This is a genomic window from Bacillus siamensis KCTC 13613, from assembly GCF_000262045.1.
Classification (GTDB): domain Bacteria; phylum Bacillota; class Bacilli; order Bacillales; family Bacillaceae; genus Bacillus; species Bacillus siamensis.
Window position 1 is genome coordinate 110354 of the sequence record NZ_AJVF01000040.1, and the last position, 24129, is coordinate 134482.

Annotated in this window: 27 protein-coding genes and 1 pseudogene; 15 read left to right on the plus strand and 13 right to left on the minus strand. The window is 47.8% G+C overall.

The genetic code is table 11. The annotated features are described in order from the left end of the window. Positions 1–71: 71 nt before the first annotated feature. The 3 genes from Y79_RS0114260 to Y79_RS0114275 form a co-directional block, all read right to left on the minus strand. The gene (locus Y79_RS0114260; protein ID WP_016938298.1) at positions 72–1550 is read right to left on the minus strand and encodes a monooxygenase; all 1479 of its coding nucleotides are present in this window, start codon (positions 1548–1550) and stop codon (positions 72–74) included. 145 nt (positions 1551–1695) lie between these two features. Further along, a complete protein-coding gene (gene lepB / locus Y79_RS0114270; protein WP_016938300.1) occupies positions 1696–2211 on the minus strand; it encodes a signal peptidase I in 516 nt (171 codons plus the stop codon). After that, on the minus strand, positions 2208–2834 hold the full coding sequence (locus tag Y79_RS0114275) for a TVP38/TMEM64 family protein (protein ID WP_016938301.1): 627 nt from the start codon (positions 2832–2834) through the stop codon (positions 2208–2210). Before Y79_RS0114275 ends, lepB begins: the two co-directional genes overlap by 4 nt. Before the next feature lie 150 nt (positions 2835–2984). Here Y79_RS0114275 and Y79_RS0114280 point away from each other — a divergent pair, with 150 nt between their 5' ends. From Y79_RS0114280 to Y79_RS0114295, 4 genes are all read left to right on the plus strand, one after another. Next, positions 2985–3344, plus strand: a complete 360-nt coding sequence (locus Y79_RS0114280; protein WP_016938302.1) for a YhjD family protein — start codon at positions 2985–2987, stop codon at positions 3342–3344. Between the two features lie 119 nt (positions 3345–3463). Next, positions 3464–3664: a DUF3311 domain-containing protein gene (locus Y79_RS0114285; protein WP_003155162.1), complete on the plus strand. Its 201-nt coding sequence runs from the start codon at positions 3464–3466 to the stop codon at positions 3662–3664. Next, positions 3661–5130 carry a sodium:solute symporter family protein gene (locus tag Y79_RS0114290; protein ID WP_016938303.1) on the plus strand — a complete coding sequence of 490 codons (1470 nt, stop codon included), beginning with the start codon at positions 3661–3663 and terminating at the stop codon, positions 5128–5130. Before Y79_RS0114285 ends, Y79_RS0114290 begins: the two co-directional genes overlap by 4 nt. 40 nt (positions 5131–5170) lie before the next feature. Further along, positions 5171–5488, plus strand: a complete 318-nt coding sequence (locus Y79_RS0114295) for a YbjQ family protein (protein ID WP_016938304.1) — start codon at positions 5171–5173, stop codon at positions 5486–5488. A gap of 32 nt (positions 5489–5520) precedes the next feature. Here Y79_RS0114295 and Y79_RS0114300 read toward each other — a convergent pair whose 3' ends face one another. Beyond that, entirely contained in the window at positions 5521–5790 is a 270-nt protein-coding gene (locus Y79_RS0114300) for an excalibur calcium-binding domain-containing protein (RefSeq protein WP_016938305.1), read from the minus strand. Positions 5791–5985: 195 nt separating this feature from the next. Here Y79_RS0114300 and Y79_RS0114305 point away from each other — a divergent pair, with 195 nt between their 5' ends. Next, positions 5986–6696 (plus strand): YrpD family protein, encoded by a 711-nt coding sequence (locus tag Y79_RS0114305; RefSeq protein WP_016938306.1) that lies wholly within the window; start codon positions 5986–5988, stop codon positions 6694–6696. On the opposite strand, the gene Y79_RS1000000121835 is transcribed toward Y79_RS0114305, so the two are convergent. From Y79_RS1000000121835 to Y79_RS0114320, 3 genes are all read right to left on the minus strand, one after another. Further along, the gene (locus Y79_RS1000000121835; protein WP_016938307.1) at positions 6689–6823 is read right to left on the minus strand and encodes a hypothetical protein; all 135 of its coding nucleotides are present in this window, start codon (positions 6821–6823) and stop codon (positions 6689–6691) included. The genes Y79_RS0114305 and Y79_RS1000000121835 overlap by 8 nt on opposite strands. Positions 6824–6911: 88 nt before the next feature. Further along, positions 6912–7283: an iron chaperone gene (locus Y79_RS0114315; protein WP_016938308.1), complete on the minus strand. Its 372-nt coding sequence runs from the start codon at positions 7281–7283 to the stop codon at positions 6912–6914. Positions 7284–7428: 145 nt separating this feature from the next. After that, entirely contained in the window at positions 7429–8007 is a 579-nt protein-coding gene (locus Y79_RS0114320; RefSeq protein ID WP_016938309.1) for a competence protein ComK, read from the minus strand. Between the two features lie 316 nt (positions 8008–8323). Here Y79_RS0114320 and Y79_RS0114325 point away from each other — a divergent pair, with 316 nt between their 5' ends. Continuing rightward, positions 8324–8557 carry an IDEAL domain-containing protein gene (locus Y79_RS0114325; protein ID WP_016938310.1) on the plus strand — a complete coding sequence of 78 codons (234 nt, stop codon included), beginning with the start codon at positions 8324–8326 and terminating at the stop codon, positions 8555–8557. Positions 8558–8586: 29 nt separating this feature from the next. Here the strand turns inward: Y79_RS0114325 and Y79_RS0114330 are convergent, their stop codons facing one another. Continuing rightward, a complete protein-coding gene (locus Y79_RS0114330) occupies positions 8587–9444 on the minus strand; it encodes an SDR family oxidoreductase (RefSeq protein ID WP_007610477.1) in 858 nt (285 codons plus the stop codon). 123 nt (positions 9445–9567) lie between these two features. Between Y79_RS0114330 and Y79_RS0114335 the strand changes: the two genes are divergently transcribed. From Y79_RS0114335 to Y79_RS0114360, 7 genes and pseudogenes are all read left to right on the plus strand, one after another. After that, positions 9568–11091 carry an FAD-dependent oxidoreductase gene (locus Y79_RS0114335; RefSeq protein WP_016938311.1) on the plus strand — a complete coding sequence of 508 codons (1524 nt, stop codon included), beginning with the start codon at positions 9568–9570 and terminating at the stop codon, positions 11089–11091. 231 nt (positions 11092–11322) lie between these two features. Then, a pseudogene (locus tag Y79_RS1000000122010) lies at positions 11323–11697 on the plus strand (protoglobin domain-containing protein); the annotation flags it as partial. A gap of 9 nt (positions 11698–11706) precedes the next feature. Then, a complete protein-coding gene (locus Y79_RS1000000122015) occupies positions 11707–12504 on the plus strand; it encodes a methyl-accepting chemotaxis protein (protein ID WP_411810535.1) in 798 nt (265 codons plus the stop codon). Positions 12505–12634: 130 nt separating this feature from the next. Next, complete coding sequence (locus Y79_RS0114345; RefSeq protein WP_016938313.1) at positions 12635–13192, plus strand: biotin transporter BioY; 558 nt, start codon at positions 12635–12637, stop codon at positions 13190–13192. An 11-nt stretch (positions 13193–13203) separates the two neighbouring features. Continuing rightward, a complete protein-coding gene (locus Y79_RS0114350) occupies positions 13204–14640 on the plus strand; it encodes an acyl-CoA synthetase (RefSeq protein ID WP_016938314.1) in 1437 nt (478 codons plus the stop codon). Then, the gene (locus Y79_RS0114355) at positions 14628–15719 is read left to right on the plus strand and encodes an acetyl-CoA C-acyltransferase (RefSeq protein WP_016938315.1); all 1092 of its coding nucleotides are present in this window, start codon (positions 14628–14630) and stop codon (positions 15717–15719) included. Before Y79_RS0114350 ends, Y79_RS0114355 begins: the two co-directional genes overlap by 13 nt. Before the next feature lie 50 nt (positions 15720–15769). Further along, positions 15770–16345, plus strand: a complete 576-nt coding sequence (locus Y79_RS0114360) for a histidine phosphatase family protein (protein WP_016938316.1) — start codon at positions 15770–15772, stop codon at positions 16343–16345. A gap of 15 nt (positions 16346–16360) precedes the next feature. Here Y79_RS0114360 and Y79_RS0114365 read toward each other — a convergent pair whose 3' ends face one another. After that, entirely contained in the window at positions 16361–17200 is an 840-nt protein-coding gene (locus Y79_RS0114365) for an ABC transporter substrate-binding protein (protein ID WP_016938317.1), read from the minus strand. 487 nt (positions 17201–17687) lie between these two features. On the opposite strand from Y79_RS0114365, the gene Y79_RS0114370 reads away from it, so the two are divergent. Further along, positions 17688–18836 carry a S8 family peptidase gene (locus Y79_RS0114370; RefSeq protein WP_016938318.1) on the plus strand — a complete coding sequence of 383 codons (1149 nt, stop codon included), beginning with the start codon at positions 17688–17690 and terminating at the stop codon, positions 18834–18836. Positions 18837–18879: 43 nt separating this feature from the next. Here Y79_RS0114370 and Y79_RS0114375 read toward each other — a convergent pair whose 3' ends face one another. Next, a complete protein-coding gene (locus tag Y79_RS0114375) occupies positions 18880–20130 on the minus strand; it encodes a M48 family metallopeptidase (protein ID WP_016938319.1) in 1251 nt (416 codons plus the stop codon). A 154-nt stretch (positions 20131–20284) separates the two neighbouring features. Between Y79_RS0114375 and Y79_RS0114380 the strand changes: the two genes are divergently transcribed. Then, complete coding sequence (locus tag Y79_RS0114380; protein WP_016938320.1) at positions 20285–20680, plus strand: YhfM domain-containing protein; 396 nt, start codon at positions 20285–20287, stop codon at positions 20678–20680. A 50-nt stretch (positions 20681–20730) separates the two neighbouring features. On the opposite strand, the gene Y79_RS0114385 is transcribed toward Y79_RS0114380, so the two are convergent. From Y79_RS0114385 to lplJ, 3 genes are all read right to left on the minus strand, one after another. After that, positions 20731–22272 carry a fatty acid--CoA ligase family protein gene (locus tag Y79_RS0114385; RefSeq protein ID WP_016938321.1) on the minus strand — a complete coding sequence of 514 codons (1542 nt, stop codon included), beginning with the start codon at positions 22270–22272 and terminating at the stop codon, positions 20731–20733. A gap of 130 nt (positions 22273–22402) precedes the next feature. Continuing rightward, on the minus strand, positions 22403–23047 hold the full coding sequence (locus Y79_RS0114390; protein ID WP_016938322.1) for an SDR family oxidoreductase: 645 nt from the start codon (positions 23045–23047) through the stop codon (positions 22403–22405). 81 nt (positions 23048–23128) lie between these two features. Then, a complete protein-coding gene (lplJ, locus tag Y79_RS0114395; protein WP_016938323.1) occupies positions 23129–24124 on the minus strand; it encodes a lipoate--protein ligase in 996 nt (331 codons plus the stop codon). Positions 24125–24129 lie beyond the last annotated feature (5 nt).

The following is a 24129-nucleotide window of genomic DNA, read 5'->3' on the forward strand; positions in this document are numbered from 1 at the left end:
CATATGGATTGTTTCCTTTACTATAACGTTTTGTTACGGAAGAAACAATCATACAGGCGCAAAAAAGCGTATCAGATAAGTCCCCATCTCTCCAAACCGGCCAGTACGGTTTCTTCCGCTTCACGTCCCGAGCCGCCGGCCGCCCAAGCCGCGTGGCCGTCTGGCCGGATCAAAACAGAATGGACGTCATCCCAGCCGATACGTGTTTCAAAAAGCGCCGCCCTGACAGTCGCCACGCTGTCCGTATCAATACCGGCGGGAATGCTTCCTCTTAATGCCAGCAGCACAAAGCCGCCCTTGTGAAGAAAATCATACAGCCGGGCCGGCCGGCCGTCATGAAGAATCAGCTCTATATCGGGCAGCCGTTTTCCGTTCAGGAAATGCGGCGCAAGCTCCGGGTCCGGTTCATAATGCAGATCAAGCGCGGATACTTTTCCCGCCAATAAACGGTTGGCCTCCTGAAAATCGAGCAAAGCGGTCATCGTTTCTCTTAATGCCATCCCCGACTCGGTAAAATCCATGAGCTTGATCTGGGTTTTTATATTGTGCAACACTTCTTTTCCCGCGCTGTGCCTTTCCTGATGATAGCTGTCCAGAAGATGAGGCGCCGCTTTCCCCTTCATTTGCGCCCCCAGCTTCCAGCCGAGGTTGAAGGCATCCTGAAGCCCCGTGTTCAGCCCTTGGCCGCCTGCGGGAAAATGAATGTGCGCCGCATCACCGGCCACAAAAACCCGGCCTGAGCGGTATTGTTCAGCCTGACGCTCGGCATTGCCGAACCTTGACGTCCACACCGGATCACTCAATCCGAAATCAGTGCCGCATATCTGCCGCAGGTCTTCTTTCAGCTCTTTTTCTGTGACCGGCTCTTCTTTCCGCTTTTGCGGAGCGTGCGGAGAAACGATCAGGACGCGGAAAAGCCCGTCCGTAAGAGGGACAATGACAACCGATCCCGCCAGACCGCACGTTGAAAAAAAGGCAGATTCAGGCGGAGTTTTCAAAACGGCATCACAGAGGGTTCCTATTAAGTCGGCATCAGTGCCCGAAAAAGCGATGCCCGCCTGTTTACGGACAATGCTCCCCGCTCCGTCCGTACCCGCGGCATATAAGCTGCGCAGGGTGCGGATACCGCTTTCATCCCGGAACACCGTCTCCACTCCGTCATCCGTCTGCGTAACAGACACCGCTTCCGCTCCGCGGATAATATCCGCGCCTAAACTTGATGCATATTCTTCCAAGAGCCGCTCCGTATCAGCCTGAGGCAGCATTAACGAATAATTCTGCTTAGAATCCAGCCGGGAAAAATCCAGCCGTGTATCCAGCATCGAAAAATGGCCGGATGACACCTTCGTCCCTTTATCCAAAAAGCGTTCCAATATGCCTCTCATTGCAAAAAGCTCCAGTGTGCGCGGATGCATAATAAGCGCCTTGGAATAGGGCACCGTCTTCTTCAATCGTTCAATGACAGTCGTTTTCACTCCGGCAAGCGCAAGCTCTGATGCGAGCATGAGCCCGACCGGACCTCCCCCGATAATGGCAGCCTGTGTTTCCATCTCATCAGCCTTCTTTCATATTTATTGTTACGCACGCAACAAAATCATCAAAAATAAAACGCTTGATTTTTGTTTCACGCGTAACAATCTCCATTATAATCTTCCCTCTGCCTTTTGACAATCATTTCCGAAAAAAAGACGCCGTTCACTTGGCGTCTGATTCACTGATGACCCCGACGATGTCTTTATCCTTAATCGGTCCGAAATGGCGGCTGTCGAGGCTGTATATGCGATTGTCGCCAATAACGAAATATTGTCCCTTCGGTATGCTTTTGCGCCCGGTCGTTTCCTTCAATGTATAATCACCGGTCACATGGCTGCCTGCGGACAATGATGACTTTAACGGTTTTAAAAACGGTTCTGAAACCCGTTTTCCATTCACATACAGCTGGTCTTCCCTGTAAGCGATCGACTCGCCCGGGAGCCCGATGACACGTTTGATCAGCACTTTGCGGTGCGGGCCTTTAAACAGAACAATATCGAAACGGCGGATCGTTTTGTAACGATGGGAAAACTTGTTGACTATCAGCTCATTTCCTTGTTTAAAGGTCGGATTCATGCTGATTCCTTCGACTTTATAATCAATAAAAATGGCATTTTTTAATTGTATGGCCAAAACAACGATAAGCACGCCGGCTATAAACCAAAATCGTTTTTTCAAGATTCCTGTCTCCCTCCGTCTTTCTCATGCTGACTGATCCTCGTCTGTAAACGCCGTTCGATATGCTTTCCTGCATACCACAGCACCGCGATCACCGTTAAGGCGCCCGCCATCCTGAAAGGCTGTGTAAAAAGCGCGTGAAGGTCATACCCGATAAAGCTGATCATAAAGATCATGACCATTTTCCCCATAGCGGCGGCTGATACAAACTGCAGCGCCCCCACCCGTGACAGGCCGGCAACGATATGAACCGCAGCGGACGGCGTAAAGGGGAAGCAAAGTAAAATAAACAGCGGACCGAAACCGTGCCGCTCAACCCAAAGCATCATCCGCCTTATGGTCTGATGCCTGCGGATGAAACCGAAAGCTCTTTTCTGTCCGAAACGGCGGACGGCATAAAACATAAGCAGTGATCCTGCCGCAGATCCGAGCCACGACAGAAAAAAACCTTCCCATAGTCCAAATGCATTCGTATTCGCCACCACAAATACAACAAGCGGCAAAAACGGAAGAAACGCTTCAATAAAAGGCAGTAAAACTGCAGCCGCCGGGCCGAAAGCTCTATAGCTTTGGAACCATTCCGTCAGCTGTTCCTCAGTGAAATATGATAAAAATTGCTCCAACGTTTATACTCCTTAACGAGTTTGTCTATCCTTATTCTACACATTATCTCCAAAAAACGAAAATGTTTACGAGATTTTCCGACTTGAAATATCGTGTAAGCGAGTATAAAATAAGAACAAATGTTCTCTTTTAAGAAAGAAGGAGTATTTATGCCTGACATCCGGAGCGGCACCCGCGACCTCATCGAAAAAGGGCTGTTTCTGCCCATGGCAGCCGCCATTCTGAATCGGGATCTCGAAGCGCTTGATTCGTGCCCGTTCAAATTAAAACAACCCTATAAACAGCTTATCAGCTGCTCTTTAAAATTAGCACAAAAGGATTTGAGTGATGTTCGAAAAGAGTTAAGAAAGCGTAAAATCAAAATATACGAAGCCCAAAGAGACGAAGCATTTACACTTTATATATGCACCATTAACGGCTATGAAGAAAAACACCGTTATTTCAACCCGAGAATACGGGAACAGGTAACCGCCTTATTGGAATATTACCTGTCTCTTGCAGCCATTTAAAAAGCAGCCGTGACTGCTCTTCCTTCCAATCATAAAATTCAGACTATTCACACTATACATTCGACATGATTTTCTTTATAATTCGGGACACGCTGTTTTCAATGAAAAGGAGGAATGTTATGAAACTGATTCATGTTCTCGCTGCTCTGCCCTTTTTCGGAATTCTCGCCGGCATTCCATTCGCCAACCGGGTGACGCCTTATGTTTTCGGAATGCCTTTCATTCTCGCATATGTCGTCATCTGGGCGGTGCTGACTTCTGTTCTGATGGCTGCGGTTTACAAATTGGACAAAGAAAACAAGGCGGGTGAGACGGAATGAACGCCGCATTTCCCGTAATGGCCGCCGTGCTCCTGTTTTGTGTATATCTCGGAATCCGCGCCCGAAAAGGAAAAAAGATGGATCTTGAACAATGGACGGTGGGCGGACGCGGCTTCGGCACGATGTTTGTCTTTTTATTAATGGCGGGAGAAATTTACACGACCTTCACATTCCTCGGCGGAAGCGGATGGGCTTACGGAAAAGGAGGTCCCGCCTTTTACATTATCGCTTACGGCTGTCTTGCCTACATTTTGTCATATTGGCTTCTGCCTGCCGTGTGGACATACGCCAAACAGCACAAACTGATGTCGCAATCTGATTTTTTTATTTCAAAATACAACAGCCCGCTCCTCGGCATTCTCGTATCGCTCGTCGGCATCGCATCTCTCATCCCCTATCTCGTCCTGCAGCTGAAAGGGCTCGGATTAATTGTTTCAGCAACGTCGTATGGCCAGATTCCGCCATCAGCCGCAGTCTGGATCGGCGCTGTCTCCATCACGATTTATGTGATGATTTCAGGAATCCACGGTTCAGCGTGGATATCAGTCGTCAAAGACATCATGATTTTAGGCATCGTCCTGTATTTAGGCATTTATCTTCCCATTCATTACTACGGCGGTTTTGCGGAGATGTTCAAACAAATCGACGCCGCAAAACCCGGATTTCTTACACTTTCTGAAACCGGACAGAGCCCTTCATGGTTCAGCTCAACCGTCCTGCTGACCGCTCTCGGCTTTTATATGTGGCCCCATACCTTTGCCGCTTCCTATTCGGCGGAGCATCCGCGGGTGTTTCGGAAAAACGCGATCATCATGCCTCTTTATCAGCTTGTCCTGCTGTTTGTCATCTTTACCGGATTTGCAGCGATTCTGCAGGTGCCCGGTTTAAAAGGGGCGGACACGGATCTCGCCTTATTAAAGCTGTCAGTGAAAACCTTTGATCCTTGGTTTGTCGGACTGATCGGATCGGCTGGCATTCTGACGGCGCTTGTCCCCGGTTCAATGATACTCATGGCCTCAAGCACGCTGTTCGCCAAAAATGTGTACAAAGCAATCCGGCCCGGCACGACTGACAAAAAAGTTTCGCGGCTCGCTAAATATGCCGTACCCGTTATCGCGCTGATTTCCGTATATTTTACGCTGAAAGGCGGAAATACCATCGTCACCTTGCTTTTAATGGGCTACAGCCTTGTCACCCAGCTTTTCCCCGCGCTTTTATTCAGCCTGCCGAAGCGGCGTTTTATCACAAGCCACGGCGCTTTTGCCGGCATAGCGGCCGGGGTCGGGACGGTCGCCTTCATCACGCTGACCGAATCAACCATCGGAACCCTCTTTCCGTTTCTTCCGCAAATCGTGAAAGACATGAATACAGGCATCATCGCGCTGATTTTAAACACTGCCGTCATGTTTGCAGTCAGTGCCGCAGTCAGAAAAAAACAAATCAGCGCAGCCGAAAAGGCGGCTTAATGGTAAAATAGCGGTAAGACATATGGAGGGAGAAAGCCGCATGATCATGACAACAACTGAAACCGTCGCCGGAAAACAGATTACGGAAGTAAAAGGCCTGGTGACAAGCAGTATCGTCCAGTCCCGTCACATCGGAAAAGACTTGCTTGCAGGCTTAAAATCTGTCGTCGGCGGTGAATTAAAAAGCTATACCGAAATGCTGGAAGACTCCAAAAAAGCGGTGAAAGAACGGCTGATCAGAGAAGCGGAGCAGCTCGGAGCGAACGCCATCGTCGGCCTGCGGTTCGAACTGACCGCCGGACAGAACACGTCCGAATTAATCGGATACGGAACCGCCGTCACCATCGAATCAATGTAAAAAAACAAGCCTCTTTAAAGAGGCTTGTTTTTTTATTTCTCACATGCGATATAGTCTTTATCACGATCAAGTCTTTTATTTGCATCGTAAAGCGCTTTTGAGACATACGGCTTGTACTTTGTTCTGCCGCCTTTGTTTTTCACTTTTGACGTCCGGGCCACGCCGCCCTTATACACCTTATTCAGCGCCTTGCAGTTTTGATACGTTTTCACCTTTGTTTTCGCTTCTGCCGTCTGCCCCGCCCCGTATGAACATCCGAACACCAGACCGAAAGACAAAAGCACAGCTGCCGTCTTTTTCATACTCTATCTATCCCCTCTCCTGAGTGATGCGGTATTGCTGAACATAGCATAGTTCAAATAATCTCCATTTACAAGATAAATAGGAAAAAAGTTTCGATTTACATTTGTTTGGATCTCTTTTATGGAATTTCTTCCAAAACCTTTTATAATATGAACTGATAGCGCTATCTGACTATGATGATAGGAGGAGAAATGATGGTGAAAAAAGGGCTTCTTGCGGGTGTGCTCACTTCAGCCGTTCTATTCGGTGTATGTACTGCGGATATTCCAGGGGTCATCAGCCCCAATACGGCGGAAGCGGCGTCCCAGCTCAGCAAAGGAATCGGCGGAAGGGCCTACCTGAACAGTACGGGCTCTGTTCTCGTCACGAAAATTCAGCTTCCGAGCTCGATTCAGGTGTCAAATGGGACAGCCTATATTTACTCAGGATTTACCGGAGGCACGGAGGCCGATATCGGGCTTCAGTACAGTGAAACGTATCATGTATGGAAACCGATCATGAAAGTCGGCTCAAAAGGGCAAAGCCAGGTCCGGTATCTGGAAGGAGAAAGCCAATTCACCTATACGAAAGGCTTCCGGCCCGGCAGCACCGTACAGCTGACCATTTACAAAAATCTGAACGGCAATACCCGCGCCACATATTGGGGCACGAATAATGACGGGTACACCGGCCGCATCATTTCAGAACTCGCCCAAACAAATGTAGGTTCGGTCTCAAAATGGAAAGCGCTCGCCACCGTTGCGGTCACATCAGAGGATCAGCGCCCTTACATCAAATCAAACTTCTCAACAGCTTTTACAAACATCACGATCGACAATAAAGCAGTCACACCTGTGGTGGATACACAGGACTTTGCCAAAGTGACGGTGTCAGGCAGCAGCGTCAGCATGTCTGTCGTCAAATAAAGAATTCCGAACGCACGATTCCTGCCATCGTGCGTTTCGTTATGTCAATCCCGCACTTTACCGCGAAGATTTCGCCTGAAGGAAAAGCCGTTTTCGCCGAACCCGGGTATTCAGGCGATGAACGCATGATGATCCTCCGCCGGAAACGCAAATCCCTTAGGATTACTTTTCATAAAAAAGCTCCTGATCAGGTTTGTGCTTTAATATTTTTTCGTTCATTTCCGCCAAAACGCTGAACAGTCTGCCTTCTCCTGAATATTAAATTGAATCATGCTTTCAAGCAGATCATAATGCACCGGTTCAGTCCATTGAATTCTGAACAAACGGGAAGTGACGCTGTAGCCGGCGCGGGCGATGTCATCGGCAAAGTGCGCAATCCCCGCTTCTTCGGGAGAAACACTTAGATGATGCTTCGCTGCTGCAAAGCCGATAATAAAGGTGCCGTGATCAGTAAACATCGGCGTATTCCACTTGATCTGCGGTTGTAAATTCGGGAATCGGTCAGCCGTCCAAGACAGGATTTCCTCTAGTTTGAGCCGGTGATCCGGATTGTCGATTCCTGATACATATTTTGCAAATACATCCATGCCCATCTCTCCTAAAATATAATGTCATAACTCTTTCCACCATCATAGCCAACAGACGGAGACGATACAACTCTGCCCGGGCATGTAAATCAAAAAAGCCCTCTCCAAAAAGGAAAGGGCCCGTCCCTTCACATCACAGCTTTCTCTAATATCTCTCCCCCAGCTCCCGCAAAATAAAGTCGTAAATCATTTTAGTCCGCTCTTCTTTCGGGTACAGCATGAATTCCTGCCGCTTCGGGATATGGCTGCCCATCCTGTCCTGAAAAGTGGTTCTGAGATAGGCGGTTCTGTAAACTTGATTCTCAAAAGAATGATAAGATACTTCCAGTTCCATCGTTTTGCCGTTTGAGAATGTGACCGCTGTATCATCGAATGCGGTCGGTTGAAAATCTTTAACATGTACATGAGATATCCAGCCGCATTGAGGCCTTGAAGAAGAAAGTGTAGGGAATAAAAAGATGTGATTTGAAGGGTCCACCATAATCGGCGGCTTGTGAGAAATTTTAATCGCTTCATACGTTCCCGCTTTTCTCCCGGCATAGCTGGAGCCAAAGTAGCGGCAGCTTCTGTCAATGATGTGAATCGGCTTCATGCTGACATATAGAATGCAATCTTTTTCAATGATCTTCGACCCCATTTTACCGTCTATTTCCTCAGGCAAAACAGCGATGGTTGAACGATTTACTTCGTAGCTTTCTAAGGGTGCGTGTGTTTTCTGGCACATAATGTGCAGCCTCCAATCCTTTTCTTGAAAATTTATACTAATAATCTATCATCTGTCATTGGAAAACGACAGGTTTTTTTTGAATATAGCTAAAAATCACCTTTTAAAGATATAATTTAGTCTTAATTTACTACTTAAATATTATTTTTTAATTTCGTTTTCACAACATTTATACAATGTTATTTTTCAATTTTTCGTCAGTTTGCAGGATATGTCGATATATTTCCAAGTATTAGTTGTCTAAAGATTATAAAAATTAATTGATTTTTCCGGCTGTTATCCATATACTATAAAAAAGGCATTGGGGGGATTCTTTATGAAAGAGAAAAAATCGTACACTGAGCTCATGAAGTCCCGCAACACGCAAAAAGCAAATGAATTCGATGTGACAATGGCCGATATTTACATTCAAATGGTGCTCGACGAATCCTTGTATAAACGCCGGCTCCACACGCTGACAAAACAGATTGATAAAGCGCTTGATGATAAAAATAAAGAAGCGTTCCTTACGCTTTCTAAAGAATATGCTGCACTCAAACTGAGTGAATAAGCCAATCCAAATGGATTGGCTTTTTTATATTATCCGTTTACGATGGTGCCGCCGTTCACATGAATTGTCTGTCCCGTGACATAGGAAGAATCATCGCTTGCTAAGTACAAATAGCTCGGTGCCACTTCAACAGGCTCTCCCGGGCGCTGCATCGGCACGTCTGAGCCGAAGACTTCCACTTCCTTCGCCGAGAAGCTCGCCGGAATGAGCGGCGTCCAGATCGGCCCCGGCGCCACTGCGTTCACCCTGATGCCCTGAGTGACAAGAGACTGGGACAGAGATCTTGTAAACGTGACGATCGCTCCTTTTGTCGCTGAATAGTCAATCAATGTTTTGTGGCCTTTATAGGCGGTAATAGAGGCCGTATTAATGATTGAACTTCCTTTTTTCAAATGAGGGAGCGCGGCTTTCGTTAAGTAAAACATTGAAAAAATATTCGTCTGAAACGTTCTGATGAGCTGATGGCTCGTGATTTTCTCAATCCCCGGCTGCACGTGCTGCTCACCCGCATTGTTGACTAAGATGTCAATGGAAGGAAAGGCTTGGCCCGCCTGACGGATGACATCGTTGCAAAAGGCTTCGTCGCCGACATCACCTGCGATCAGCAGACACTTTGCCCCCTCTTTTTCTACATATTGCTTCGTCTCTTCGGCATCCTGATGCTCATCAAAGTAAACGATGACCACATTTGCGCCTTCCTTCGCGAACAAAACGGATACGGCGCGTCCGATTCCGCTGTCTCCGCCCGTGATAATCGCAGTTTTTCCTTCAAGTTTTTTCGCCGCTTTCGGTTTGTCAAACACAGGGCGAGGGTCCATTACATATTCAAAGCCCGGCTGCCGGTTTTGATGCTGCGGCGGCAAGGTTTTCTTCTTCTGATTCGCCATTTTGATCACTCCTTTACATTAATTACTATATTATGAGTAATTTAAGCATCTTATACGACTTTCATGTATGAATATAGACTTATTGGAAAAATTAAGAATATACAATAGAGGAGGTAATTTGAAATGACTGCTTTTTCAAACGAGGAATCTGCTTCCTATTGGAAAGCAACAGCTGACATTCCTTCCTTTCCCGCCCTGACTGAAGATACGGAATGCGACGTTGCGGTTATCGGCGGAGGAATTACGGGCCTGAAAACGGCATACGAACTGACGAAAAGAGGCTTCCGTGTCGCTGTCATTGAAGCAGACCGGATTTTAAACGGGACGACCGCGGGCACGACCGCAAAAATCACCGCCCAGCATGATTTCATCTATGCCGATCTTATTCAGCAGATCGGACTGACCAGCGCAAGGCTGTATTTCGAAGCCCATCTTCGCGCTATGGAAGACATGAAGCAGATCATCAAGGACCTTTCGATTGACTGCAGACTGATTGAACAAGACGCGTATATTTACACGAATACGGAATCCGGCGTCAAAAAAATCCGCAGCGAGCAGGAAGCCTACACCAAGCTCGGCATTGAACATGAGCTTGTGAAAGAACTTCCCGTCCCCGTTAATTGCAGGCTCGGCCTTGCCATGAAGAATCAGGCGCAATTTCATCCGCTTTTATATGGCGCGGCGCTTGTGAAAGAGATGGTCAAAAATGGGGCGCGGATTTTTGAACAGACGGCGGCAATTGACATTAAAAAAGAACCGCAGCCTGAGGTGGTCACGAAAAACAGACACGGCATCAAGTGCCGCTACATTGTCTGCTCCTCCCACTTTCCTTTTTATGACGGCGGAGGGCTTTATGCCGCCAGAATGTATGCCAGCAGATCCTACGTGCTGGCGGTAAAACCGAAGCAAACGTATCCTGACGGTATGTTTCTCAGCATAGACAAGCCGTCCAGATCACTGCGCTATACAGAGCTGAACGGTGAAAAACTGGTGCTCGTCGGCGGCGAAAGCCACAAAACAGGCCAAGGAAAAGAAATGTCCGAGCATTACGAAGCGCTAAAACAATTTGCAGAAGACACAATCGGAGTCGAAAGCATCCCATATCATTGGTCTGCACAAGACCTTGTCACCATTGACAAAATCCCGTTCATCGGTCCAATCTCAGGCGATGAAGAATATATTTTGGCGGCAACCGGTTTTAAAAAATGGGGCATGACAAGCTCAGCCCTTGCGGCGAAGCTTTTGGCCGATCATATTCAAAACAAAAAGAACCCGTTCTCCGGCCTGTTTATCCCGTCACGTTTCCACGCAGATCCGGGGCTGAAAAAACTGATTTCCTATAATGCCGACGTAGCCAAACACCTTATCTCGGGCAAACTTGAAAGGCCGGACGCTTCACCTGAGTCCCTTCAGCCCGGAGAGGGAAAAATCGTAACGGTAAACGGCAAACGGGCCGGCGCCTATAAAGATGAAAAAGGCTGCCTGCATCTTGTCGACACGACATGCACCCATTTAGGCTGTGAGGTTGAATGGAATGACGGTGAACGGACGTGGGACTGCCCTTGTCATGGCTCCCGGTTCACACCTGACGGCGGGGTTGCCGAAGGTCCCGCCATCAAGCCGCTGAAGCGCATCACGCAAGATTAACTGAACCATTCTGTATGAATGGTTTTATTTTTTTGCATTAAAATATTTTTACCAGATTCCTTCATTCAAGTTCCTTCCAAACCGATAAAAAGAAAAAGAGAATATCTGGGGGAACTAATATTGTTATTTAAAAAAGACAGCAAAAAAGAAACAGCTTATTTTTCAGAAGCCGACGGCAAAAAACGCATCGAGCTTTCAAATCAATATGCAGATGTCAAAAAGCAGCTGAAAATGGTCAGGCTTGGAAACGAAGAGCTTCATGTGCTTGAAGAGCTGCAGCCGTTAATCAAAGAACATATTTCCACCATCGTCGATTCCTTTTACCGAAACCTGGATCACGAAAAATCATTAATGACGATCATTAACGACCACAGCACGGTCGAGCGCCTGAAAAAAACATTACGCCGTCACATCCACGAAATGTTCGCCGGCACGATAGATGATGAGTTCATTGAGAAAAGACAGCGCATCGCTTCCATTCATTTGCGGATCGGCCTTGAACCGAAATGGTATATGGGGGCGTTTCAGGATCTGCTTCTGTCGATGATGAACATATATGAAGCTTCCATCCCGGATTTGCATGAGCTTTTAAAAGCGATCAAAGCGACGACGAAAATACTGAATCTCGAACAGCAGCTCGTCCTTGAAGCGTTCCAGACCGAATATAACTGCCAGCGGGACGAGCAAGAGGAAAAGAAAGCCCGTCTTCATCAAAAAATTCAGGAAACATCCGGATCACTCGCTGATCTGTTTTCAGAAACGAGCAGAGCCGTGCAGGAGCTGGTCGATAAATCAGAGGACATTTCCGAGGCGTCAAAAGCCGGCACCGTCACTTCCGTACATGTAGAAGAAAAGTCAATCGGCGGAAAAAAAGAACTTGAAAGCCAGCAGAAGCAATTGAATAAAATCGACGCCAGCCTTCTGCATATTGAAGAAGAAATGGATAAGCTGAATGACATTGCCCAGCAAATCGAAAAAATCTTCGGCATCGTGACGGGGATCGCCGAGCAAACGAATCTCCTGTCATTAAACGCTTCAATAGAATCTGCGAGAGCCGGGGAGCACGGCAAAGGCTTCGCCGTTGTCGCAACGGAAGTAAGAAAGCTTTCAGAGGATACGAAAAAAACCGTTTCCACCGTATCAGAGCTTGTGAACAATACCAATACACAAATCAACATCGTGTCCAAACATATTAAAGATGTAAACGGACTTGTAGGTGAAACGAAAGAAAAAATGACGCAGATCAACCGTCTGTTTGATGACATCGTCCAAAGCATGAAAACGAGCAAAGATCAGACAGGCAAAATCGACGTTGATTTACAGGCTTTTCTCGGCGGCCTTCAAGAAGTCAGCCGCGCCGTTTCCCACGTTGCATCATCAGTTGATTCACTTGTTATCCTCACAGAAGAATAAAGACAAACCGACCGGCCTTTTTTATAAAGGGCCGGTCTTTTTAATGTAAACTAAAAATATAATGATGTTGACATATATAAAGACTCGATTTATTGTATAAACATATTTTGATAAGCTGGAGGAATACATAATGAAATTGACAGAAATGATGCATATTGCCGTGTTTACCGCCATTATGGGACTTTTAGGGCTGCTCCCCCCGCTTTTCTTATCCTTTACGCCGGTTCCGATTACACTCCAGACGATCGGTGTGCTTTTATCAGGAAGCATCTTAAAACCGAAAGCCGCGTTTTTAAGCCAATTGCTGTTTTTGCTGATTGTGGCATGCGGAGCGCCTCTCCTTTCGGGCGGAAGAGGCGGGTTCGGGGTTTTTTTCGGGCCGAGCGCCGGGTATCTCATCGCATATCCGCTTGCGGCATTCCTGCTTAGCCTCAGCATCCGAAACCTTCGCTCAGCCAGCGCACCCCATTTGTTTATCAGACAGTTTTTGTTCGGCGTGCTGTTTTTGTATGTCATCGGCATTCCCGTTCAGGCTTTTATGATGCACATTGATATCATGACTGCCGTAAAGCTCAGCCTCATCTATGTGCCGGGAGATCTGCTTAAAGCGGCCGCAGCCTCATTCGCAGCCGTAAGAATCAGAAAAACTCTTCAAGCAAGCCGGCTTTTGCCGACGAAAGGAAGCTGATTTTACTCATCATGATTACATCATCATATTCAGAAACATCCGGACAAGCGCCGGAACAAATCGCCATTCAGACAGAAACAGATCAAATCACCTATCAAACTTGGAATAAACTTGTAAACCAGACCGCAAACTGGCTTAGCAGCCTGTCAGGTAAGCCGAAAAACATTGCAATATTACTGCCGAATGAAATCCCTTTTTTACAACTATTCGCCGGCGCGGCGCATGCCGGCTGCACGGCGGTACCGTTAGATCCCCGCTCGACAGCGGCGGAATTCGCGGATCAGCTGCACATCAGCAAAACCGATCTCGTCATCTGTGACCGCCGGCTGAGCGTCAGATTGAACGGCGTCAAAACACCCGTCATTCTGTGGGATGAATGCAGATCTTGTATCGAGGCGGAGAAAACAGAAGGCGCCTTTATCAAAAACACCGGCCTGCCCTTTTATACCGGGTTCACCTCGGGTTCGACCGGAAAGCCGAAAGCCTTCACCCGCTCCCACCGTTCGTGGCTGGAGAGCTTTTCTTGTACGAAACGTGAATTCGGCATTTCCCCTGATGACAAAGTGCTGGTACCGGGCACGCTGCGCTCATCACACTTTTTGTACGGCGCCGTCAGCACTTTGTTTATCGGCGGAACCGTCATCCTTCAAAGAAAATTCAATCCGGCCGGAATGAAAGACTGGCTGAGACAAGCTGATGTTCTGTATACCGTACCGACAATGACCGACGCCCTGCTCTCGGCAGAAGCGTTTCCGGATAAACCGCTCAAGGTGATTTCTTCCGGTGCAGACTGGCCGGCTTCGTCTAAACAAGCGCTGTCAGACCGCTATCCTCATTTGCGGTTATATGATTTTTACGGAACGTCCGAGCTGAGTTTCGTGGCTTTCTTATCGCCTGAAGACGGCGCAGAAAAGCCAAATGCGGCGGGCCGGCCGTTTGATCATGTTAAAATCGAAATCCGCCGTCCCGGAGGAGAACGCTGCATGCCGGGCGAAACGGGGAAGATTTTTGTGAACAGCCCGATGAAATTTTCGGGATACATCGGCGGCGCAAAGCCTGATGATTCCGGATGGATGACGGTTGACGACATGGGGTATGTCGACAGTGACGGCTATCTATATATCGAAGGACGTGAAAACGGGATGATCGTATCCGGCGGCCTGAACGTGTTTCCTGAAGAGATTGAACGTGTGCTCAACGGCTGTCCGGGCGTCAGAAAAGCGGCCGTAACCGGTGTGCCTGATGCCTATTGGGGCAGCATCGCCGTTGCAGTAATCGACGGACATGCGGATATAAAGGAACTGAAGAAACGGTGCCGCGAACAGCTGGCAGCATATAAAATCCCGAAAAAATGGCTGTTTTCAGAAATACCGGAAACAGCCGGCGGAAAGATCGCCCGTGCCGCCATACGAAAACAGGCAAAGGACATGATGGAATGGAAGCGGTAATTACGGATGCGAAACGGACGATTTTCGCCCGGGAAAACGGCCTGTTAAAGGACTGTCTTCCTGAGGATTTAGCCGCTCCGCTGATCCGCCATTTGAGCCGGAACACACCCGAAGACATTGATGAAGTCCTGATCGGAAATGCGACGGGCCGCGGCGGAAACCTCGCCCGGCTGTCAGCCTTGGCGGCCGGACTTCCCTTGAGCGTGTCCGGGACGACCATCGACAGACAGTGCGGCTCCGGGCTTGATGCCGTGAGAATCGCGTGTCATTTTGTAAAAGCCGGCGCAGGGAGTACGTATATCGCGGGAGGAGCGGAGAGCAGCAGCCGCTCCCCTTTCTCATCGCGCGCGCGTTTTTCTCCAGAACATATCGGCGATCCTGATATGGGCATAGCAGCCGAGTATACGGCACAGGCTTACGGGGTAACGAGAAAGATGCAGGACGAATATGCCCTTCTCAGCTATGAACGGAGCGTCAAAGCGCACGAAGACGGCCTGTACCGCCGGGAGATCCTCCCCATTCGCGGATTCGCTGCTGACGAAAACATGCAAAAAAAGCGGAACATGGAGCCTCTCATCGCCCGCGCCAAACCCGTCTTTCAGCCCGGAGGCTCTGTCACCGCCGCCAACAGCTGCGGAATTTCTGACGGGGCCGCGGCAGTCTGTGTGATGGAAGAACAAAAAGCGCGGTCTCTCGGTTTAAAGCCGAGATTGCGTTTTATCGGAAGCGCGGTAAGCGGCGTCCATCCGCATTATCCGTCAGCTGCTCCGGTGTATGCCGTCAAAAAACTGCTGAAGGAGCGGGACCTGTCACCTGATGACATTGATATATACGAAATAAACGAGGCGTTTGCCGTCAAAATATGCGTCTTTTCACAGCAGCTTCAAGTGCCGTATTCTAAAATAAATGTCCGGGGCGGCGCTCTGGCCGTCGGACATCCGTACGGGGCTTCCGGAGCGGCGCTTGTCACCCGGCTTTTTTATGAAGCAAAAAGGCGGCCGGATGCCCGCTTTGCAACAGCAGCGATCGGCAGCGGAGGCGGAGTCGGACTAGCGCTTCTCTTTGAAGTGTTAACGTAACGGCAGTATAATAGATGATATCGATAAAAAATGATCGGAGTGGAGACTTTATGACTGCCGTTTGTTTAGTAAGACATGGAGAGACTGATTGGAACGCCCAAAAGAAGCTTCAAGGCAAATCAGATATTCCGTTAAATGCGACGGGAGAGCGTCAGGCGAAAGAAACAGGAGAATACTTAAAAGGTTTCAAATGGGATGTCATCGTCTCAAGCCCGATGAAACGGGCCAGAAAAACAGCCGACATCATTAATGGATTTCTGAATCTTCCTATCGTCGTCATGGAAGATTTCAGAGAACGGAGCTATGGGGATGCGGAAGGAATGTCTTTACCGGAACGGTCGAAGCGCTATCCGGATAAAAACTACCCGAACATGGAGACTGCAGAGGAGCTGACAGACAGAATGCTGGCCGGTTTAGTGAAAGTTCAGGAGCGCTTCCCTGATCAAAAAGTACTGATCGTCGCTCACGGCGCAGCCATTCACGCCCTCTTGTCCGCCATTTCTGACGGTGACACCGACATACAAAACGCAAAGCTTGTCAATGCTTGTCTGAGCAATATCGAACGAATTGAAGATCAGTGGCGCGTCAAGGATTACAATGTAAGCAGCCACCTTTCAGAATCATAGCAAAAAGGCCCGCATTCAGTGCCGGGCCTTTTTAGCGGGCATTTTTTTCTGCAGATCATGTAATATGGCGTCCGCACCGTCAATACTCCGGCGTTCCGTCCAAACCGCCCTGTCCACGCGGTATACGTGTCCGTTTTTCACGGCTTTAAGCTGTTTCCAGATCGGATTTTTTTCGAATTCTTTCTTTCCGCCCAACAGCACGATGTAATCAGGATCGATATGCAAAAGCCCCCCGGGTGTCATTTTGATAGGCTCAGATTTTCCGCCGGAAGCTGTCTGGACCGCATAGGTAAACCCTGCGAGCGTTAAAAGCCGGGACGTAAAAAATTTATCATCCTTTACGGAAAAGCTGCCGTTTACAGCGTTCATTATTAAAATCGAGGCGCCTTCTGCATCCAGTTTTCTTTTGATGTCATTCAGCTTTTCTTCCTGAGCCGACAACTGTTTCTCTATGATGCCCTCTTTACCGGCCGCCTTTTCAATGGTAAGGGCGGCGTCAACCGCATCCTGATAATCCGCATCTTCATTTTTTAAAGCGATTGTCGGAGCGATCTCCGTCAGCTTATGGTATATCCCTCTGTGCAGGCTTGAGTCTGCAATGATGAGATCGGGTTTCAGCGAAGCGATCTTTTTCAGGTCGGGATGTGACCGGTTATCGGCCGCAGCCACAGGCTTTATGCCGAGATCATGGAGGGTATCATTAAAGCCCGGGTTCAGCACGGCGACGCGCTGCGGATGCGCTGGCACATGTGAGGTCCCCAGATCATGTCTGATGGCAGTCTCATGTTCCGGTCCTGAACATGCCGATATGACGAGGACGGCCAAGATCGGCATCAGCATACTGAATCGTTTCATCTGCTCCCCTCTTTCGTTTTTCCGCAATTATATCATGAACAAAATAAGCATTAATGATATTCATAATCATTATTTTTATAAAATGGTTTCATGGCTATTCTCCACCAAGGAAGTCAAAGACTGATTCATGTTGGGGCTTTTTCTCATTCCGCTTTCACCTCCTTCAGTCTTCTGCATTCAACAAAAAGTGACATTTATCCTGTTTTTGGTACAGCATCCAAAAATGGGAGCAAAACAATCGACCCAGTAAACAAGCGAGTCATTGCGCTTGTGTACATTTACTCATGTCCTTCCATCGGTTTTTTCCATTAAAATTTAAATATTTCGGGTTCCTACTAAATGAAAGAGAGTTGATATACCTAAATAGAAATAAAACGGGATGAAAAAAATTGGGTCTACTAAAATATTATTCCATACTATACAATTAATCCACAGAATAGTCTGTCTATTGGTTATTCTGCAAATGAAAAAAAGGAGAGGATAAAGAGTGAGAGGCAAAAAGGTATGGATCAGTTTGCTGTTTGCTTTAGCGTTAATCTTTACGATGGCGTTCGGCAGCACGTCTTCTGCCCAGGCGGCAGGAAAATCAAACGGGGAAAAGAAATATATTGTCGGGTTCAAACAGACAATGAGCACGATGAGCGCCGCTAAGAAGAAAGATGTCATTTCTGAAAAAGGCGGAAAAGTACAGAAGCAATTCAAATATGTAGACGCAGCTTCAGCTACATTAAATGAAAAAGCTGTAAAAGAGCTGAAAAAAGACCCTAGCGTCGCTTACGTTGAAGAAGATCACGTTGCAAAAGCGTACGCGCAATCCGTGCCTTACGGCGTATCTCAAATCAAAGCCCCTGCTCTGCACTCTCAAGGCTTCACTGGATCAAATGTTAAAGTAGCGGTTATCGACAGCGGTATTGATTCTTCTCATCCTGATTTAAAGGTGGCAGGCGGAGCCAGCATGGTTCCTTCTGAAACAAATCCTTTCCAAGACAGAAACTCTCACGGTACTCACGTTGCCGGCACAGTTGCGGCTCTTAATAACTCAATCGGTGTATTAGGCGTTGCGCCAAGCGCATCCCTTTACGCGGTAAAAGTTCTCGGCGCTGACGGTTCCGGCCAGTACAGCTGGATCATTAACGGAATTGAGTGGGCGATCGCAAACAAAATGGACGTTATTAATATGAGTCTCGGCGGACCTTCTGGTTCTTCAGCGTTAAAAGCTGCAGTTGACAAAGCCGTTGCTTCCGGCGTCGTAGTGGTTGCGGCAGCCGGTAACGAAGGCACTTCCGGCGGCTCAAGCACAGTGGGCTATCCTGGTAAATACCCTTCTGTCATTGCAGTCGGCGCTGTTGACAGCAGCAATCAAAGAGCATCTTTCTCAAGCGTAGGGCCTGAGCTTGATGTCATGGCACCTGGCGTATCGATCCAAAGCACGCTTCCCGGAAACAAATACGGAGCATACAACGGTACGTCAATGGCATCTCCGCACGTTGCCGGAGCGGCTGCTTTAATTCTTTCTAAGCACCCGAACTGGACAACCACTCAAGTCCGCAGCAGTTTAGAAAACACCACTACAAAACTTGGTGATGCTTTCTACTACGGAAAAGGGCTGATCAACGTACAGGCGGCAGCTCAGTAAAACATAAAAAACCGGCGTCGGCCTTGGCCCCGCCGGTTTTTTATTATTTTTCTTCCTCCGCATGTTCAATCCGCTCCATAATCGACGGATGGCTCCCCTTGAAAACCTTGACGAGAAACGGCGGATTGACCCGGCTCAGTCCCGTAACAGCCAAATCCTGAAACGTCTCAATCGCCGCTTCCCGGTTTCCGGTCAGTTCGATGCCGTAACGGTCGGCGGCGTTTTCCTGATACCGGGAGACGGCATTCGTAATCGGATCAGAAGCAAAACTGAGCACGGATATGAGCAGCAATAGCAGCGGGAGAGCGGCCAGATCTTTAGGCCCCTCTATATGAAGCATCCGGCTGAAGGATTTCGCCAGCCGCCTGTAAAGCTTGTCAATGATATAAAACCCGGCCAATGACAGCAGCAGATACCCGGCAAGTCCGATGTACACGTGCTTCATCACATAGTGCCCCATCTCATGCCCCATTATGAACAAAATTTCCGGATCCTTCAGTTTGTTAAGAGTCGTATCCCACAAAACGATGCGCTTATTCGAACCGATTCCTGTCACATACGCATTCAGCGCGTTCGTTTTCTCCGACATATTTACTTCATAAACATGGCTGGCGGGAATATCGGCCTTGTCGGCAAGCGACAAAATTTTGCTTTCCAGCTCCTTGTCTTTCAGCGGATAAAAATCATTGTATAAAGGATCAATGACAACCGGCTGCAGGAAAAACAAAAACAGGGTAAACGGCACGGTCAGACACCAAGCGTAAAACCACCATTTTTTTGTATGCTTTGTGATCAGCCAGTAAAACACAAGCACACACGCGGCAAACAGCGGAAAACTGATCCAGAAATCAATGACATGGTCTCTGATCCAGCTTGTTGCGGTCTGGGTCGAAATATGATACGCAAGCGAAACCCGATATCCGATCCACTCAAGCGGAAGCGAAGCCGCCGTAACGATGAGTGACATGACAAATACGAAGCTTACGATTTGCAGCACCCGAAAGCGCACCGCTGCTTCCAGCCATTGCTTTATTTTTTTGGCAAGCCCAGTAATGAGCAGCAGAAAAAATAAAAACCAATCTAACGGCGCCCCGATAAAAAACAGAAAATCCTTTACATTTGAATAGTTTTCAGCGGCTGCCAGGCGGCCCGGGTCCATAAACGAGGCCGGATCGGCTTTTGTTCCCTTTACGGCCTCCGGGACCGCGGAGTCTCCTGTCATAAAGAAATACCAATAGAAAAAAAGGCCGTACAGCACATAGGCAAGTCCCGCTGCCGCAATCCATTTGCGCATGGAAGTCACCCTCCTTACCCTTATGACTTACTCCTATTGTAAGCATAAATGCAAATAAATAGAACCAAGCCTCCGAAACGGATGTTAATCTTTTCACAACAGAAAAGAATGGAACAACAGGAAGCGGGAAAGACTAAAAGACGGAGTGATGAATATGAAAAAAATAATCGCATTTATTGTAGTAATCGCCCTTTTGGTTGTTGCTTTCTTCTATGTATACAGCCGGACCGGCGATGTGTTTCCATCAAGCAACGCAGATCTGATTATTCTGTCTGAGCACGGAAAAAAAGAAATTAAAATTAAAGACAGGCAGAATGTAAAAGATATGCTAGATATCTTGAACCAAGGAAAACAAGTCAAACTGACCAAAAGCGTGTCTCCCGATTACAACGGAACGGTCAAATACCATGAAGACCGTTTTGATTCATTCAGCATGTGGCTCGAAAGCGGCAATTATATGACGTACAAGTATAAAAACACGTATTACAAACTGACCCGGCATGATACGTTGCTTGTGCAAAGCATCATTAAGGAAGAATCGCAGAGCTGACCGGATCAGTTCATGTAAAAGCGAAGCCCTCAGGCTTCGCTTTTCGTCTGTCATTTCGGAAGCATGTCCCGAACCGCCCGTCTCAGCAGCTTCCCGGTCGCATTCTTCGGAATCTCATCAAGAAAAACCACTTCCGCCGGGCGCTTATATTTTGCTAAATGCTGTTCACAGTAATCAACAACGGCCTGCTCTGTCAGCTCACCATCCGCAGGCACTATATAAGCATGCACCGCTTCCCCCGTTTTGGCGTCAGGAACGCCGATAACCACGGCTTCTTTAATGCCCTCATGGCTGTAGAGCACTTCTTCTACTTCGCGCGGATAGACGTTGTATCCGCCGACGAGAATCATATCTTTTTTTCTGTCGACGATATAAAAATAACCGTCTTCATCGCGCTTCGCCAAATCACCAGTGTACAGCCAGCCGTCCTTCAGCGCATGTTCCGTCTCCTCCGGCATCTTGTAATAGCCTTTCATCACATTCGGCCCTTTCACGATCAATTCCCCCACTTGATGGGCGGGCAGTTCTCGACCGAGCGTATCAACAACTTTATTTTCGACATGCAAAATATTCGTCCCGATTGAGCCGGGCTTTCTCCCCCGGTCAAACGGATTGAAACAAGTAACCGGCGACGCTTCAGAAAGTCCGTATCCTTCCAAAATGGTGACATTAAAGGTTTGTTCAAACGTCTGCAGCAGAGCGACCGGCATCGAAGCGCCGCCTGAAATGCAGAGCCTGATAGACGCAAAATCCTCCGCCTTGCCGTGCTCATATTGATACAGGTAGTTATACATCGTCGGAACGCCTGCAAAAATAGTTGCCTGCCGGCGTTTAATCAGTTTAAACACAGAGGCCGGGCTGAATTGCGGCTCGATTAATACACACGCTCCGCTCATCAGAGGCGCATTCATACAAACGGTTAAACAAAAAACATGAAACATCGGCAATGCGGCAACAATTTTATCTTTCTCATTCATTCCTAAGTATCCGGCGACATCATTTGCGTTGGAAAAAAGATTCTGATGGGTGAGCATGGCGCCTTTCGGTTTTCCCGTCGTCCCTGAGGTATATAAAATGACGGCAGTATCATCTTGGGACAATGTCGGATAGGTTCTGGTGCGCTCCGCCGGACGGAGCATTTTTGTAAACGTTGTCATTTTCAAGCGCAATTGAGGGTCTTCTGTCGATGGAGCGTTCTCTGCGGTCTGACTGATGATGATATGCTCCACTAGCGGCAGTGAGCCGTGCAGGCTTTCAAATACGGGAATTAAAAGGTCGATGCCGGCGATCGCTTTGACATCGCCGTTTTTCATCATATATGCGATCTCTGAAGGTGTGTATGCCGGATTAACAGGTATGACGACAACTCCCGCTTTTAACGCGCCGAAAAACGCAATGACAAAATCAGGCGTATTTCCGAGCAGCAAAGCGAGATGATCCCCTTTTTTCAGTCCCCTGTCTTCCAATCCGTTTGCAAATGCTTCGATTTTACCTGCCAGCTCCTCATACGTCATGTACTGATCTTGAAACAGACAAGCCGGTTTTTCCGGTTTCTGTGATGCCGTTTCTTCCAATTTGGAAACCAGATTCATTTTCCCACCCCTTTAAAAATGTAATGAATGAATAGTCATTCATTTCTCCGGAATAAACGTTCACTTCATTATAGAAAAATATAGAAAAACACTCAAGGGCTAAAAGCCCCGAGTGCTGTAAAACCGGAAACTATAATTGTTTCAGCGCTTCTCTGATGGGCGTGCTGCCCGCCGTCAGATCGAACGCCTTTTCAAACGTATTCGGTTCATTAAGGGATGCGATAACGGTCTTGGCGACATCGTCTCTTGAAATGGAGCCTCTTTCTAAATCGGCGGCGGCATTGATATTGCCCGTGCCGGGATCATTTAATAACCCGCCGGGACGGATAATCGTATACGTCAAACCGCTCGCTTCAAGAATTTTGTCCGCATAATGTTTAGCGGCATAATACGGCTTCAGCGATTCATTCCAGTTGGCCCGGTTATGAGCCTGAAGGGCGCTCACCATAATAAACCGCTTAATGCCGGCTTTCTTTGCCGCTTCTATCGCTTTTGCCGCTCCGTCAAGATCAATCAAAAGCGTCTTATCATATCCGGTGCTTCCGCCTGATCCGGCGGTAAAAACCATCGCGTCACAACCCTCGGCGGCTTTCGCGATGTCTTCCGCACTTCCTTCGAGATCGGCAAGAACGGCTTCTGTTCCCGCAGCTTGAAGCGCTTCTTTCTGCTCTTCTTTCCGGACCATCGCCCGAAGCGTATGGGTGCCGTCTTGTTGAAACAGCCCGGTCAGCCGCTGTCCGATCTGTCCGTTTGCTCCGATGAGAAATACTTTCATCATGATCCCTCCCTATCTATTATGGTTCTATCATTTCATAAAAACGGGCGCTGATTCAAATCATGCGGTTCGGCAAGTGTTCTAATAAATCAGCTCGAGAAAGTCTTCCAGCTCTATGTTGCCGAAATACTGTTTCAGCTCAATTCCGGCCAGCGCCTCCCTGATCGCGGTTCTGTCATACTGTTTTCCGATCAGCGCCTGTTCGACTTCACTCACATCTTTCGCACCGAAAAAATCACCGAAAATTTTGCAGTCTTGAATGATTCCTTTTTTCACTTCAAGGCGCAGATCAATTGATCCGACCGGATAACGTTTGGAATGCTGAAGATTGAATGCCGGCGACCTGCCGAAATTCCAGTCCCAGTTTTGATAACGCTCTTCAGAAATCTTCCGGATCGCTTTCCAGTCTTCATCCGTCAGCTTATATTCCGGCACTTTTGAAAGATCATTTGTATTAAAAATATGGTGAAGCAGGTGCTTTTTGAATTCATCGGCCGTCATTTTGTCATCAAGAAACTCGCTGATGTTGGCGACACGGCTTCTGATTGATTTAATGCCCTTTGATTCGATTTTGTCTTTTTTTACTTTCAGCGCTGACACCACATGGTCAATGGCCGAATCCAGCATTAATGTTCCGTGGCTGAAAATCCGCCCTTTCGTCGAGAATTGAGCGTTGCCGGAAATTTTTCTGCCATCTGCGACAATGTCGTTGCGGCCGCTTAATTCAGCTTCCACACCGAGCTGGCGCAGCGCCTGAATGACGGGTTCGGTGAATTTTTTAAAATTGTGAAAGCTGTCTCCATCATCCTTTGTGATAAAACTGAAATTCAAATTTCCGAGATCGTGATAAACCGCGCCGCCTCCTGACAGTCTGCGGACGACGATGATTCCGTTATCTTCTACGTATTTCGTATTGATTTCTTCTATTGTATTTTGATTCTTTCCGATAATAATCGACGGCTGATTGACATAAAAAAGCAGGTATGTCTGTTCAGGGTCGAGATGCTTCACGCAATATTCTTCGATCGCGAGGTTGATCCTCGGATCGGTTATGTTTTGGTTATCAATAAATAACATGGTGC